Raw genomic sequence first — 14,976 nt, forward strand, 5'->3', positions numbered from 1 at the left:
CACCGTCACGACGCGTCCACCGGCCCACCGCCCCTGGCCCCGGTCCCGGTTCCGAACCGAAACCCGCACTTCTCGCAGAAGTTGGCCGTCGGCGTCGCCGGCGCCGTACCGCAGCGCGGGCACGCGCGTGGCGCCAACGGGGCTTCACCCGGCGGAAGTTCGCCCGAGCCGACCACATCCACCACGTTCGCCATGTCTACCGGGCCCACCACGTCCACCACGTCCACCGGGCCCACCACATCGCCCGCGTCGACCACATCGCCCGCGTCGACCATGTCGCCCATGCCGACCGGCGGCGCCACCGTCTTCGTCGAGTCGACCCCGATCTTCTGGATCTCCGCCCCGGAGACATCGCGCCGCACCCGTGGCAGGCCGTCGGGCCCGGTGGTCGCGACCGCGCGCAGCAGGCGCAGTCGGACGGTGTCCTGGAGGTCCTGCGCGAGGGCGGTCGCCAGGCGCAGTTCGTGGTCGGCGCGGTCGAGGTCGCCGCGCTGATGGGCGTCGGCGCAGGCCCGCATCGCCATGCCGAGTTCGCGTTCGTTCTCGACCCGGGTGAGCTGGGCGGAGCGGGGGATGCCGAAGGCGGGCGTGGAGCGGCGCCGTACGGCCATGGACACCGTGTCGGAGCAGGGCGCCCGGGTGCCGTCGGGGTGCTCGGCGTGCAGGGTGATGCGGGCGGCACGCAGGTTCTCGTCGACGGTCAGGGAGTGCGGGTCGAAGCTGAGGGAGACCTGGTACTGGCAGGTCTGAGGGGGCCAGGAACCCAGCGGGACGTGGGTCTCCTCCTCGCGCCGTTGACGTGCCGTCAGTTCGGCCTCCACGGGGCGGGTCTGGCGCACGAAGGCGAGCTGGAACCGGTCGTTGAGGCGCAGTCCCAGATAGACCCGGGGCACGACGATGCGCTGCGCCTTGCGCATGAGCCGGGTGAAGTCCTCGGTGAGGTCGGAGAGGGTGACGACGGCCTCGGCGGTGCCGTGCAGGGCCTCGGTGATGCGCAGCAGTTCGGCGTAGTGCCAGTCGTCGCCCAGCCCGCGGGCGTCGCAGACGAACCGGTCGGTGCACGCGCTGAGGATCTCGCCGAGTTGCTCGGGCGTCTCGTGCTCGTCCTTGCCGTCCGTGTAGAGCACGGCGTGGCGCACGGCGCCGGAGGAGGTCATCGAGGCGAACAGGCGCTCGGCGCGGGCCAGCCACTGCCCGATCGCCGTGCCGCCCTCGGCGAACTGGCCGATGACCCGCAGCTTGGCGTCCTCGCGCGCGGCGGCGTCGACGGGGGCCAGGCCGCCGTCGGCCGGGAAGATCACATCGGCCTCGTGGTGGCCCGCGACGATGCCCAGGAGGGTGCCGTCCCGCAGGGTGTCGATGGCCGCGCACATCGCGCGTTTCGCCTCGTCCAGCTTGTGCCCGGACATGGACAACGACCGGTCCATGATGAGGACTTCGGCGCCCGGCGGCTCCGGGGCCGCGACCGCGCCCGAGGCGGAGCGGGCCGTGACGGTGATGAGAGCGTCCGCGCGCTGTTGGTCGTGGGCCAGGTCCGAGGGTGCGTCGACTTCCAGGGCAAAACTGAGTCCCAAGGGCGAGCTGTCCCCCACCGGCACCCCCCGATCGCGTCGCTGCGTTCCTGTGCCGTGTCCCCGCGTCCCTCACGGAGCGTGGACACCTCCGCTACTTGGCGTATCAGGAGCTTAGCGTTCTGGGTGTTCCTCCGAAACGGGAATGACCGGTTCTCCCACGTCGTGCGGACCATCTCCATCTGAGCGGTGGGCGCAGCCGGTTCGCGAGGTCCACCAGGGCGACGTACTCGGGCTGGGTGGGCGCGTGTGGGCCGAGTTCGCGGATCGCGTCGGACAGTCGCTCGCGGTCGTGGTGGTGCAGGAAGTGCGCGTACTGGATCTCGGATCGCAGCCCGGCCTGTGCCGGCCCGTCCACGTCGAGGCCGTCCAGACCCGCCTCGGCCCGCGCCAGGTCGTCGCCGGTCGGCCTCGGACGGTCGGGCCCGTCGAGGACCATGACACTGAGGCGTACGGCCGCCACGCGCGCCTCGCGCTCGTAGCGGAACTCCTCCGCCAGCCGTACGGCGGTGCCCACGGCCTTCGTCCGCTCGCCGGCCAGCAGATGGACGCGGGCCAGGCCGAAGCCGGCCGCGCCGAGTGCCGGGGTGGTGTCGAAGACGGCGCTGTAGTGCGACCGGGCGGCGGTGAGGTTCTTGCGCAGCTCGGCGCACAGGCCGAGGGCGAGTTGCGGTATCAGCTCGCCGGGGACGGCCTCGCGCACCGTGGTGAAGGCCGCGGCGGCCGACTCCGCATCCTCGCGGGCCAGCGCGATCAGGCCGGAGTACCAGGCGTGCAGCCAGTGCCAGTCGGGCAGGCACGCCGCCGCGAGCGTCCGCTCCGCGAGCTCCGGGTCCCTTCGGCGCAGGGCGAGCCGGCTCTCGGCCAGGGCGCGTCGGGTCGAGCCCGCGAGGTCCGGGGCGTCGGGGTCGGACAGCGGCGTCGGGAGCGCGGCCGCGATGTCGCCGGGCTCGGGGGAGGCGAACGGTGCGCTCATCGTCAGCGTCGCGTCCTCGCCGGGCCGCGCCTGGACCCAGTGGGTGAGCGGGCGGGCCGCCCCGAGTCCGCCGTGCAGCGGCTCGGGCATCGAGCCGAACAGGGCGGACGGGCGGGCGACCTGACGATACGTCGGGGCCGCCGCCACGACCTGCCTGATGACACCGCTGAGCTGCTCGGCGAACTGCCGCGCCGACACGAACCGCCGACTCGGTCGCTCGATGTCCATGGCGCGGGCGAGCAGCAGGCGCAGCGATTCGACGCCCGGTGCCGAGTGGTCGGTCAGGCGGGAGCGGCACACGTCGTGCAGGGTGACGCCCAGGGAGTAGAGGTCGAAGCCCGGGGTCGGGTGCCGGTGCTCCGGGTCGCTCAACGGGGGTGCGTAGTCCGGGGTGTACGCCCCGACCGGTGCCGTGTCCTTCTGGCTGCGCACGGCGCCGAAGTCGATGAGCCGCACCCGGTCCAGCGCGCCCGCCGGGCTCTGCTCCCGGTACCGGATGATGTTCAGGGGCTTGACGTCACAGTGCAGCAGGCCCCGCTCGTGCAGGTAGTCGAGCGCCTGGAGGATGCGGACGCCGTGGGCGAGGAGGGTCTCCAGCCGGTCGCCGTCACCTGCCGTGAGGGGGACGCCCGGCACGTACTCCAGGACGAGATGCGGCCCTTCGTGCTCGTAGCCCAGGATGCGGACGATGCTGTCGTGCCGGAGCCCGACCAGGACGTCCCGCTCGTGCAGCGCGGTCCTGGCGACCGACTTGTTCAGGGCCTTGAGGACGACCTGGGTGGCGAGGTTGCGGTCGTGGACGAGGTAGGCCGCGCCGTACGCCCCCGAGCCGAGGGCGCGTTCGACGTCGTAGCGGCCGGCGATGGTGAGGCCGCTGGGCCGGTCGAAGTCGAACGCGGTGCCGCATTTCGGGCAGTAGCCCTTCGTCCGGCCCGGTTCGCCGGCGCGCCCGCGGCCGACCGGGGAGTCGCAGAAGGGGTTGACGCAGAAACGATGCTCCTCGGTGACGGGATCCGCCGACCTCGGCGGGACCTCCGGAGCCTTGGCTCCCTGGTCGGAGTCGACCAGACCGAGCCCGTACCAGGGATCCGCCCGCACATGGGCCACCCCGACACCCGCACCCCGCACCGGCTCCGGACCCCGAAGCTCCGCCGGGTCACCGTCCTGCGGCACCGGCTCCCGGTCACACAGGCCGCAGAACCCGTCCTCATCGATCTCGCCACGGCCGCAGTCGGGCCGGTTGCACATCCGCACGGCGCGTCACACCTCCTCGATACGGCGGTTGACCTCGTCGGCGTACCGGCCGACCGAGCGGCGGGCGGTCGCGAGGTCGATCGGCACGGTCTGCAGGGCGCGGGCCGCCGGGGCGTGGAGTGCGGCGAGGCGACGGTCCTCCTCGCCGAAGTACCGGGCCGCGCGGAGCCGGTGCAGTTCCAGGGCCGAGGAGAGGTCCTGCTGGGTCCTGACCAGCCGGCGCAGGTCGCGGTCGAAGCGGGCCACCGCGGCACGGGCGGCGACGGCCTGTTCGTGGACCGCGGTGAGTTCGGGGTTGGGCGCGGTCGCCCGGGCGACGGCCAGCCGGACCCGCAGCCGGGGCGCGGTGCGGGGCGGCAGCCGGGGCGCGGCGAAGAACCGTACGCCCCACTCCTGTTCCAGCGCCGCCGCGGCGTCCTCCTCGGCGGCGAGCAGGCCGACCACCTCCTGGGCGCGGTCGGCGCTCACGCGTCCGACGACGGCGCCGCGGATCGGTTCCGGGTCGAGGGACACGTCGCGGGCGAGGCCCTCCGGCGGAACGCCCTCGAAGCCGAGGACGAGCCGCAGCCCCCGCGACCGGGCCCGGGCGGCCAACTGCCCCAGCAGGTCCTCCACCAGGGCCTGCGGATCCTGGGCCCGGTCGACGCCGCCCACCACCAGGCAGGCGGGCGGCCTGCGGCGCAGCAGTTGCCGGGCCACCGTGCGGGCGTCGCCGCCGGGCAGGCCGAAGCGGCGCGCGAGATAACCGCACACCTCGGCGACCGACCTGCCGCGCGCGTCGTAGGCCGCGTCGATGGAGCCGAGGCCCAGCACCGTGTCGCCGGGTGCGCCGGTCAGCTCCGCGTCGGAGACCACCGCCCGCGCCGCGGGGTCGGCCGTGCGCACGAGGCGGACGAGCCACGAGTCGCCCACGGCGGTGGTGCCGCCGGTGCCGACGACGACGGTGCCCGGCCGGCCGCTGTCGAGCAGCCGGGTGAGCTCCTGCGTGAGGGCGAGCCGCAGCGGGTCACCAAGCAGGTGGTCCGGCAACTTGCCGCCGGACCCGCCCAGTTCGGTGGCGGGGTCGCCGTCGAAGAACCCCAACTCCGCGATCCGGGGCAGATAGTGGAGCACCGTCTCGGTCGGCAGCATCCACGCCGCCTTCGCGTCGCCGTCGACGAAGTCGGCCACCACGATGCCGATGACCCGCCCGTCGAACGCGCCGCCCAGCGCCATCGCTCCGGCGCCCGAGTACCCCCGCTGGATCCACGGATCGCCCACCCGCACCCGCTTCAGCAGCCCCCACTCGCCCTGCCGGCCGCCGGACCCGGCGAGCTGCGCGTCGGCCCCCATGCCGACCGGATCGGCATGGGGGAAGCCGTACACGCGCACCGTGTCACCGGAGATGGGCGCCTTCCACAGCGTGGTCCGGGCGCCGCACCCGGCCGGCTCGTCGAGTTCGAGCAGCGCCACGTCACCGCGCTGCGTGCCGTTCGCGTGCACCCAGGTCCCGGGCGCCACACGCGCGGGACGGCTCCACTCCGGCCGGCACGCGACGCTGCTGATCCGGACATGACTCGTGGTGCCCTCGGGTGCGGCCCCGGCGTACCGGACGACATGCGCGCAGGTGAGCACATGCCGGTCGTCGAGCAGCACCCCGGCGCCACAGGGCGTACCGTCCTCGTCGTCCACCCTCACTCGCCACGAGCTGTCACTGTGGTGATGCAGCGCCATATGCCCAAGGTAGGGCAACGGCCGTCACATGTACCCGAGTTGTCAAGCCGACCTGGATCCGCACTCAGGTGCGAACGTCGAGTTCGGCGAGCGCCGCCTCCCCGCGCACACCCACCCGCACGTACCGGACCGCGCTCCCGTCCACCGCATGCCACGTACGCCCGTCCGCCGAGACCTCGACGGCGTACGCGATCGGCCGCTTCCGCCAACTCGGCCGGACCGTACGGACATCGACAGCCCGCCCCAGGTCGACCGTGAGCGCGGCCCGCTCGGCGGACGGAGACCAGACGGTGGCCGCGCTGCCGTCCACGGCCGCCTCCGCGTACAGCCCCGGTTCGGCGGAGGTCGCCGTCACCGGGCGGCAGCGGGCCAGGTCGGGTGTGAGGGCGAGGTCGGGGCGGCGGGTCTTGAGGATGACGGTGCCGGAGAGCGTGTAGCGGCCCTCGGGGGTGTCCAGGGGCATGGGATACCCCGAGCGGAGCCGGACGGTGGTCGTCTCCGGCCCGATCGAGACGTCGTACGTCCGCCCCCGCCACCGCAGCCCCGACAGCCGTACCCCGTCCGCGAGTTGGGGCGGCAGCGTCGGGTCGAGGTGCACGGCATCCGGGCGCGGCCGAAGGCCCGTCAGGCCGTGTGTGAAGACCTGGAGGAAGCCGCCCTTGCCGGTGAGGAAGTCCTGCGCCGGGGAGCCCGCGAGCGGATCGGCGGCGCCCGCCTTCTCGCCGCGCGACTCGGAGAACAGCGCGAACGGGCCCCGCGCGAAGGGCTGGTAGGCGCGCCGCAGGAAGGTGTACGCGACACAGCCCGGCTCGCCGGTCGAGGCCGCGGCGATCGCGTGCACCGAGTCGGTCATGGCCGGCCCGTCCGGATCGGTACGGGCGGTGTAGTGGTCGAGCGTGGCGCCCGCGGCACCGTCCGGCATGGGCCACTCCAGCGGATACACCAGCAGCACGGTGTCGGCCTGCTTGATCGGGGCGCCGTCGTAGCCGTCGTACTGGAGGAAGATCCGCCGCTTCGGGTCGTACGGGATGCGCAGCCGCCCGGCGATGTGCGCCCAGTCGGCCGGGGCCGGCCTGCCCAGGTCGCGGGCGGCGTCGGTCGCGGCGCGCAGGGCGGTCGCGGCGACGGCGTTGGTGTAGGCGCCGTCGGTGACGCCGTTGCTGTACTCGTCGGGACCGGCCACCTCCTTGACGGAGTACGAGCCGTCGGGGTTCTCGGTGACCCGCGAGGCCCAGTAGCGCGCGATCCCGTCGAGCAGCGGCCACCCCCGCTCGCGCAGCCAGCCCAGGTCGCCGGTGGCCAGGTAGTACTGCCAGGCGGCCAGCGCGATGTCGCCCTGGAGATGGTTCTGGGTGACGCAGTGCGGCGGCTGCCAGCTCTGGCACTCGCTCCACAGCCGCCCGCGGCTCGCGCTCGTCCACGGGTAGAACAGCCCCTTCACCCCCGTCCTCGCGGCGTTGTCGGCGGCGGCGGCGCGGGTGCGGTGGCGGTACTCCAGGACCGGGCGGGCGAGTTCGGGGTGCGTGGCCAGCAGCGCCGGGAACATCCACGTCTCCGCGTCCCAGAACACCATGCCCGCGTAGTTGTCGCTGGTCAGCCCGGTCGGGGCGATGCTGTCCCGACCACCCGCGCGCACCGACGACAGCAGACCGTACTGCGCGGAACGCACCCACAGCTGCAGATCCCGATGCCCCGGCACCTCGATGTCGGCCGTCCACAGGGCCCGCCAGGCCGCACGGTGCGAGCCGAGCAGCGCCCCCCAGCCGCGCCCGGCGGCACGGTGCGCGGCGGCGCGGGCGGCGGAACGCGGGTCGCGGGAGGTGAGCGCGGTGTCGACGCCGACGTACTTGGTGGCGGTGTAGGTGCGTCCGGCGCGGACGGGGACGCTGACAGCCTGACTGGCACTCAATTGCCGTGCAGTACGGGTGTGTTGTGACTGCTGCTGTGGCCGGTGCTGCGCCCGTCCGCCGGGCGGAGCGTGGAACGTGGAGGCGACCGCTCCGCCGACCCGGGTGCCCTCCGTCCGGAACGCCACCGCGATCGTGCGCGCGTCGACGCGGGCCGCGTTCGTCCCGGTGAGCCGGCGGGCGGCTCGGCCGTCGATGCGGTCGGTGAGGGTGAGTTCGCCGTCCCAGTGCGGGGTGACACGCAGGCGTACGGCGCCGGTGTGCGGGTCGTCGCGGGAGGTGAGGACGTCGTACGCGAGATCCGTGCGGCGGCCGTCGGGGGCGGTCCAGGTGAGGGTGGTGCGGAGGTAGCCGCAGCGCAGGGAGAGGGTCTGGCGGTAGCCGGTGACACGGCTGTGGGCGCCGTACGTGTGGCCACCCGCCTCGACGTCAATGCCGGTCCAGTTCGGCAGCGCGGCGAGCGCCTCGCGGCCGGCCGTGTGCTCGGGCCCGCGCCCGTAGAGGCCGGAGACGAACGTGCCGTCGTAGCGCGGGGTGTACAGGGGCCAGCCGGTCTTCTCGCCGGTTGCGGCGTAGCCGGCGCCGGTGGGCGGGACGCGGGTGGCGAGGTAGCCGTTGCCGACGTAGGGGCGGTGGGCGTCCTTCGCGTCGATCCGGGTGGCGGTGGGGGCCCAGCCGGGGGCTTCGCAGGCGGGGGTGGGGGAGTGAGGGACGGCGTGCGCCGGGGGGAGGTGATGGACCGGTTGAACCGGGAGGAGGAGCGCGGTGGCCAGGAGGGGAGCGATGAGGTGGGGCTTCGTCACGCCGTCGACGATGCGGGGTGGGAGGGGTGGCAGGGGGAGTTTCGCCGGGAATTACCACGTATGGGGAGGGTGCGGGCTTGGGGGCCCGGGCTAGTCGCAGGGCGAGGACGTCGGCGGCTTCGGGGCGCATTCCTCGATGCCGGCTTCGGAGAACTTGAAGACCTGCCGCTGCTTCTCCGCGAGGCCGTGCACGGTGAAGCCCTTGCCGTTGTTCGTGATGTCCTGGGTGTGCGTGCCTTCGGAGTCGACGTAGGTGACCTCGAAGGCCTTCCAGGTGCAGTCCTGGGTGCCGGACGTGACCTGGATCCGAAGGCCCCCGGGTGTGTCGCCGTTCCCGAGGTCGATCTTCTTGTGCTGGAAGTACGGCTGTCCGTAGTTCTCGGAGGCGGTGATGAGCGGGTTGTCGGGACGGGTGGTGTCGAAGAACATTCCGTCGTAGTCGGCGACGCCCTCGCCCCGGTGGATGATCACGGTCCTGGCCTTGGCGGGGGCACACTGAAGCCCCTTCATCCGCATGTCGTTGACGACGAGGGCGGCCTTCCTGTCGCTGATGATGTCCACCAGCCAGGCTTCGGCGTATCCCTTGACCTCGACGCCCATGGCCACGTTCCAGACGTCGCCGACGAAGACACTTGTCGCGTCGTGGGCCGCGCTGTAGGGGCGAAGGTCCTTGGGTGGCCCGATGAGCTGCTTCCGCTCCTCGGCGGAGAACGGCTTGCCGTAGAGCGTCGCCTGGGGGGCGTACGTGTCCACCCGGACGCTCGTCGAGAACGCGGGCCCCTGCCGGTCGACCTTGTCGTCGGCCTCGTTCGCGACCTGCGCGTCATGCTCCGAGGTCAGCCATTCGGCGCTCTTCGCCACCAGGAACACCAGGAGCGAGCTGACGACCACCCAGCCCAGCCTGATGAGGATCTTCCGATTCCGCCTGCGTGGGTCGGTGTCGGCTGCCTCCGGGACGACGCCGGCGACCACGTCGTCCATCAGCGGCGAGGTGCCCGAGGGCCCGGGCGCGGATGACGGCGAGGGGGAGGTCGCGGGGGAAGGCGGCGTCTCGCTGTCTGCCATGGCAGGGGCCTCGCTGAGGTAAGTGCGGTAAGTGCAGTAAGTGCGGGGTGAGAAGGAAAAGTTGATGTTATGTCATGGGCCCGACACCCGCCCGCAAGCCTCCGCATACGCCCGCACCAGCGGCCGCCCCCCGTCCTCCGCACGCCAGGCCAACGCATACCGACTCGGCGAAACCCCCCGCACCGGCCGCGTCACCACCCCACCCAGCGTGATGAGCGGGGCGTTGCCCGCCGCGACCAGGCAGACACCGAGACCGGCGACCAGTGCCTCGTACGTCTCCTCCGTGCTCGCGATCTCCGCCCCGACGCGCGGCGCCCGGCCACCCCGCTCCTCCAGCGCCAGCCAGTAGTCACGCAACGGCCCCGCACTCGCGGGCATGGCGAGGAACGGCTCGTCGGCGAGGTCGGCGAAGTCGACCTCCGTAAGGGCGGCGAGCGGATGTGACTCGGGGAGGGCGACGAGGCGCGGCTCCTCCGCCACCACCGTCCAGGCGTAGCGGTCGGCGTCCGGGAGGGGCAGCCAGACGAAGGCCACGTCGGCGTCGCCGTCCGCGAGGCCCGCCGTAGGGTCCTCCCAGCTCACCTGGCGCAGACGCAGCACCGTGTCCGGGTGCGCGGCGGTGAAGCGGGACCGGATCGCCGGGAGCAGGCCGCCGCGCCCCGGGCTGGTGCTCATGCCGATCACCAGCGTGCCGCGCGAGGCGGCCCGGGCCGACTCCACCGCCCCCGCCCCCTCCTCCCAGACGTCCAGCACCCGCCGGGCATACGGCAGCAGCGCCGCCCCGGCCTCGGTGAGCGCGACGCCCCGCGGCTCACGCCGGAAGAGCTCCACGCCCAGCTGCCGCTCCAGTGCCCGTACCTGCTTGCTGAGCGCGGGCTGGGAGACGTACAGCCGTTCGGCCGCGCGGGTGAAGTGCAGCTCCTCGGCCACCGCCACGAAGTAGCGCAGGTCGCGCACATGTACGTCCATGGTCATAGCCATCGGTTATCAGCGTGGGTCTTGGACGCGCAACCGGACCCGGCGACAGGCTGGATTTACGCCGACGGGCGAGTGCGGAAACGGCGAGTGCGGAAACGAGGAGCTGTCATGAACAAGGTGTGGCTGATCACCGGCGCGAGCAGCGGTTTCGGGCGGGCCATCGCGGAGGCCGCGCTCGCCGAGGGTGACGTGGTGGTGGGTGCGGTACGGCGGCCCGAAGGGCTGGACGACCTCGTGGCCGCCCACCCCGACCAGGTGGAGGCGCTACGGCTGGACGTCGGCGACACGGGCGCCGCCGAGGCCGCCGTACGGGATGTGATCGCCCGGCACCGACGGATCGACGTGCTGGTCAACAACGCGGGCCGCACCCATGTGGGCGCCTTCGAGGAGACAACCGAGGACGAGCTGCGCAAGCTGTTCAATGTGCATGTCTTCGGGCCCGCCGCCCTCACACGTGCGGTGCTTCCTCATATGCGGGAGCGGCGGGCCGGAGCCATCGTGCAGATGAGCAGCATGGGCGGGCAGATGTCCTTCGCGGGCTTCTCGGCCTACAGCGCCACCAAGTTCGCCCTGGAGGGCATGTCCGAGGGGCTCGCGGACGAGGTCGCCGAGTTCGGCATCAAGGTACTGATCGTCGAGCCGGGTTCGTTCCGTACGTCGCTGTTCGAGACGGGGCGGGCCGGGGCGAGCGCGGACAGCGGGCTGTACCCCAAGGTGAGCCAGACCCGCGGCTTCGTCTCCGGCGGGGACGGTACGCAGCCCGGCGACCCGGCGAAGGCGGCGGCCCTCATCCTGGCGGCGCTGGAGGCGGAGCGGACGCCGTTGCGGTTGCCGTTGGGGGAGGACGGGGTGGACGCCGTGCTCGGTCACCTCGATCAGGTGCGGGGCGATGTCGCGGCGTGGGAGAAGCGGACGCGGGATACGGCGTTTACCTCGCTGCGGTGAATGCCGACCAGGCGTCGGGGCCTACCTGGAGAGTGGGGCCGTCCGCCGGGTCGTTCTTGGAGTCGCGGATATGGATGGCGTGGGGGGTGAGGGCGACTTCGAGGCAGGCCTGGCCTGAATCGGAGCTGTAGCTGGACTTGAACCACTGGAGTGCTGCGCTGGTCATTGTTCTCCTAGGAGACGCTCTAGAAAGCTCTTGGAGTCCTTGGGGGATAGGGCCTGCGACCGGAGCATCGCATACTTGTGGGCCAAGTTGGCCGCCTGATCCGGGTCAGCAATCCAGTGGCTGCCGAGCTGACTCTCGGCGTAGACGAGCTGCTGGTGGTCCGCCGTCTCCAGCATGGTGAACGGGCCTGCCGTCCCGGCGTGCGAGGGCGCGTCAACAGGCAGGATCTGGAGGACGAGTTGCCGGAGTTCGGTGAGCTCGCGCAGGTGCTGGAGCTGAGCGGGGCGAACCTCCGCCCCACCGAAGCGGAGCTGGAGCACCGGCTCCCAGACGACGAAGCTCAGCGTCGGCGGAGACGACCGACGCAGGATCTCCAGACGATCGATTCGTTCCGCCGTCCTCGCTTCCATCTCGTCCTCGCCGTACGCGGGTACGTGCTCCCGGAACACCGCCCGGGCGTACTCCGGGGTCTGGAGCAGGCCGGGCACGACGAGACACTCGTACCAGGAGATGGCAATGGCTTCGCGCAGGTGAATGTTGAACTGCTCCGCGTTGAGCGGAAACTGATCGATCTCCGGCATGTTCTCGATGCCCGCCAGCAACATGCCCTTCGCGTCCAGAACTTCTTCCAAGCGGACGGCGATGTGAGGCAGCAGCGGTCGCCTGCCCTGCTCGATCGACGCGATGGTCTCCTCGTCCAGCTCGACCGCCTGGGCGAGGGAACTCTGCGTGTATCCCGCCGCCTTGCGGGCGCTCTGCAACTGCTTGCCCAGCATCCGCATGGTCGAGTGCTTCTTCGTCCGTGACAGCTTCTTGGAGTTCATGGTCTGCCTAACTCCCCACACCCGAAGTGCCGCCCCAGCGTGGACCCGTACAAAAAATCTGTACGGGCTCACGCACTGCTGCACGCTACTGACTCTGCGCGACATTCGTACCGTGATTGCCGCAAACGAACTCCCCTACCAGCGCGACCAGTTCTACGCCCGCGACCGCCGATCCATCCCCGCGGCCCGGCACATGACCTCCTGGTCCCTGAAGTACTGGGGCCTCGCCGACTGGGACAGAACCGCCGATCTCCTCCTGTGTGTAAGCGAACTGACGACCAACGCCCTCCTGCACGGAGTGCCCCGCGGCCGCGGTTTCCTCCTCCGCGTTCGCTACGACGGCGACGTACTCCGCGTCGAGGTCCACGACAGCGGACCCGGCGAGCCGAGGATCCCCGACGAGCCGGACGAGAGCGAAGGTGGCCGCGGCCTGCTGCTGGTCCAGGAGTTGGCGGACAAGTGGGGCGTGGGGGAGCGGACCCCCGGCAAGGTGGTGTGGGCGGAGTTCGCCGTGCAGGGCCCTTGTGCAATTCCTGTGGAGGCCTCAATCTTTCGGCTGGCGCACAGGTGCGACACAGGAAATTGACATGCTCCCGTCCACTTCTGTGCTCGTTCCGCACCCGTGCACCCCCCACCAGCGCACCACCGATTGAGGAGGATCCCTCAGATGGCAGTGATGCGTACTTCCCGAAGAGACACCCGCCGAAGACTGGCCCTGCTCAGCACGGCGGCCACAGCGGCCCTAGCCGCGAGCCTCGTCACCGCGCTCCCCGCCTCGGCCGCCCCCGAGGGCCGTATCCAGTACGCGGGCGCGACCAACGCGGTCGCCGACAGCTACATCGTCACCCTCAAGGCGGACCACGCCCGTTCGGGCTCCAAGGCGGGGCGTGACCTCGTCGAGGGCTACGGCGCCGGCATCGAGCGGACGTACAAGAAGGCCCTGAACGGCTACGCGATCGAGGCCTCCGAGACCGAGGCCAAGCGGCTCGCCGCCGACCCGGCGGTCGCCTCCGTGGTCCAGAACCGCACGTTCAGCATCAACGCGACCCAGACCAACCCGCCCTCCTGGGGCCTGGACCGCGTGGACCAGCGCAACCTCCCCCTCAACAGCTCGTACACGTACCCGGATTCGGCCGGGCAGGGCGTGACGGCGTACGTCATCGACACGGGCGTCCGCATCACCCACAGCGACTTCGGCGGACGCGCCTCCTACGGCTACGACGCCATCGACAACGACAACACCGCCCAGGACGGCCACGGCCACGGCACGCACGTCGCGGGCACGGTCGCCGGCAACGCGTACGGCGTCGCCAAGAAGGCCAAGGTCGTCGGCGTCCGCGTACTGAACAACTCCGGCTCCGGTACGACCGCGCAGGTCGTCGCCGGTATCGACTGGGTCGCCCAGAACGCGGTCAAGCCGGCCGTCGCCAACATGTCCCTCGGCGGCACGGCCGACACGGCCCTCGACACGGCCGTACGCAACGCCATAGCCTCCGGCGTCACCTTCGCGGTCGCGGCGGGCAACGAGACGACCAACGCCTCCACCAGGTCCCCCGCACGCGTCACGGAGGCCATCACGGTCGGCGCGACGACCTCGACCGACGCCAAGGCGAGCTACTCCAACTACGGCACGGTCCTCGACCTGTTCGCGCCGGGCTCGTCCATCACGTCGACCTGGAACTCCAGCGACTCGGCGACCAACACCATCTCCGGTACGTCGATGGCGAGCCCGCACGTCGCGGGCGCGGTGGCGCTCTACCTCGCCGACAACCCGACCTCCACCCCGGCCCAGGTCTCCTCGGCCCTGACGTCCACCGCCACGACCGGCGTCGTCACCAGCCCCGGCACGGGCTCGCCCAACCGCCTCCTCTATGTCGGCGGCGGTACGACGACCCCGCCCGGCCCACGCTTCGACAACACCGGTGACTACGCGATCGCCGACAACGCCACGGTCGAGTCCCCGGTGACGGTCTCCGGCGTCTCCGGCAACGCGCCCTCGGCCCTCGCGGTCGAGGTCCACATCGTCCACACGTACATCGGCGACCTCCAGGTCCAGCTGATCGCCCCCGACGGCACGGCGTACACCCTCAAGTCGTACGGCACGGGCGGCAGTTCGGACAACATCAACACCACGTACTCGGTGAACGCCTCCACGGAGACCGCCAACGGCACGTGGAAACTCCGCGTCAGCGACAACGCGAACATCGACACCGGGCGGATCGACGCCTGGGCACTGCAGTTCTGACACCAACTCAGTAACCGGCCCGACCCACGGGGTGACTCCGTCGGTCGGGCCGGTCCACCACGTACCGCACGTTTCCAGTGCACCGGCATCGGTACGGGCGCTACTGGGGGCCTGCGGCCCCCAGACCCCCGCTGTCGGCCCTGAAGGGGCCTCGTCCTCAAACGCCGGACGGGCTGAAAATGCCTGGGCCGGCGCCGAGAGCGGCCGTCGCTCACGGGCTGTGATTGCCTGGGCCGACGCCGAGACGGACTGGATGACAGCGGCCGGCGATGGCGCGTAGCCCCACGGCCCCGCAGTCGCCCACGGCGACAAGGCGATCCAGTGTGCGGCGATGGCGCGTACCCCCGCGGTGCGGCAGTCGCGTACGGCGACAAGGTGATCCGCGATGGCGCGGCGCGTACCCCTACGGGCCTGCAGTCGCGTACGGCGGCAAGGGGACGCGTCGGGGGGTGTCCGCCCGCAGTGGCCGGCGTCAACACGCAGCACATCCCGGCCTAAGTCCAGCCGCCGGTCCGAGGACGGACACCCC

11 protein-coding genes are annotated in these 14,976 nt (G+C 71.8%); 3 read left to right on the plus strand and 8 right to left on the minus strand.

All coding sequences use genetic code 11. The features are described 5' to 3' along the window. Nucleotides 1-5: 5 nt before the first annotated feature. From ACIA8X_RS13140 to ACIA8X_RS13165, 6 genes are all read right to left on the minus strand, one after another. Nucleotides 6-1,574: a VWA domain-containing protein gene (locus ACIA8X_RS13140; RefSeq protein WP_393448113.1), complete on the minus strand. Its 1,569-nt coding sequence runs from the start codon at nucleotides 1,572-1,574 to the stop codon at nucleotides 6-8. A gap of 103 nt (nucleotides 1,575-1,677) precedes the next feature. Beyond that, nucleotides 1,678-3,795 carry a tetratricopeptide repeat protein gene (locus ACIA8X_RS13145; RefSeq protein ID WP_393448953.1) on the minus strand — a complete coding sequence of 706 codons (2,118 nt, stop codon included), beginning with the start codon at nucleotides 3,793-3,795 and terminating at the stop codon, nucleotides 1,678-1,680. 12 nt (nucleotides 3,796-3,807) lie between these two features. After that, nucleotides 3,808-5,514, minus strand: a complete 1,707-nt coding sequence (locus tag ACIA8X_RS13150) for a trypsin-like peptidase domain-containing protein (RefSeq protein ID WP_399458318.1) — start codon at nucleotides 5,512-5,514, stop codon at nucleotides 3,808-3,810. Nucleotides 5,515-5,578: 64 nt separating this feature from the next. Next, on the minus strand, nucleotides 5,579-8,224 hold the full coding sequence (locus tag ACIA8X_RS13155) for a glycosyl hydrolase family 65 protein (RefSeq protein ID WP_393448109.1): 2,646 nt from the start codon (nucleotides 8,222-8,224) through the stop codon (nucleotides 5,579-5,581). A 90-nt stretch (nucleotides 8,225-8,314) separates the two neighbouring features. Further along, nucleotides 8,315-9,289 (minus strand): hypothetical protein, encoded by a 975-nt coding sequence (locus tag ACIA8X_RS13160; protein WP_399458319.1) that lies wholly within the window; start codon nucleotides 9,287-9,289, stop codon nucleotides 8,315-8,317. A 72-nt stretch (nucleotides 9,290-9,361) separates the two neighbouring features. Further along, nucleotides 9,362-10,270, minus strand: a complete 909-nt coding sequence (locus ACIA8X_RS13165; protein ID WP_399458320.1) for a LysR family transcriptional regulator — start codon at nucleotides 10,268-10,270, stop codon at nucleotides 9,362-9,364. Between the two features lie 105 nt (nucleotides 10,271-10,375). Here ACIA8X_RS13165 and ACIA8X_RS13170 point away from each other — a divergent pair, with 105 nt between their 5' ends. Then, a complete protein-coding gene (locus ACIA8X_RS13170) occupies nucleotides 10,376-11,212 on the plus strand; it encodes an oxidoreductase (protein WP_393448103.1) in 837 nt (278 codons plus the stop codon). Here ACIA8X_RS13170 and ACIA8X_RS13175 read toward each other — a convergent pair. Further along, nucleotides 11,196-11,378, minus strand: coding sequence for a DUF397 domain-containing protein (locus ACIA8X_RS13175; protein WP_393448101.1), 183 nt, complete (start codon nucleotides 11,376-11,378; stop codon nucleotides 11,196-11,198). The two genes, ACIA8X_RS13170 and ACIA8X_RS13175, sit on opposite strands and share 17 nt — an antisense overlap. Continuing rightward, nucleotides 11,375-12,160 (minus strand): Scr1 family TA system antitoxin-like transcriptional regulator, encoded by a 786-nt coding sequence (locus tag ACIA8X_RS13180; protein ID WP_399458321.1) that lies wholly within the window; start codon nucleotides 12,158-12,160, stop codon nucleotides 11,375-11,377. Before ACIA8X_RS13180 ends, ACIA8X_RS13175 begins: the two co-directional genes overlap by 4 nt. Before the next feature lie 154 nt (nucleotides 12,161-12,314). Here ACIA8X_RS13180 and ACIA8X_RS13185 point away from each other — a divergent pair, with 154 nt between their 5' ends. After that, nucleotides 12,315-12,788, plus strand: a complete 474-nt coding sequence (locus ACIA8X_RS13185) for an ATP-binding protein (RefSeq protein WP_399458322.1) — start codon at nucleotides 12,315-12,317, stop codon at nucleotides 12,786-12,788. A gap of 81 nt (nucleotides 12,789-12,869) precedes the next feature. Continuing rightward, a complete protein-coding gene (locus ACIA8X_RS13190) occupies nucleotides 12,870-14,447 on the plus strand; it encodes a S8 family peptidase (RefSeq protein ID WP_399458323.1) in 1,578 nt (525 codons plus the stop codon). Nucleotides 14,448-14,976 lie beyond the last annotated feature (529 nt).

The organism is Streptomyces sp. NPDC051738 (assembly GCF_044453205.1).
Lineage (GTDB): Bacteria > Actinomycetota > Actinomycetes > Streptomycetales > Streptomycetaceae > Streptomyces.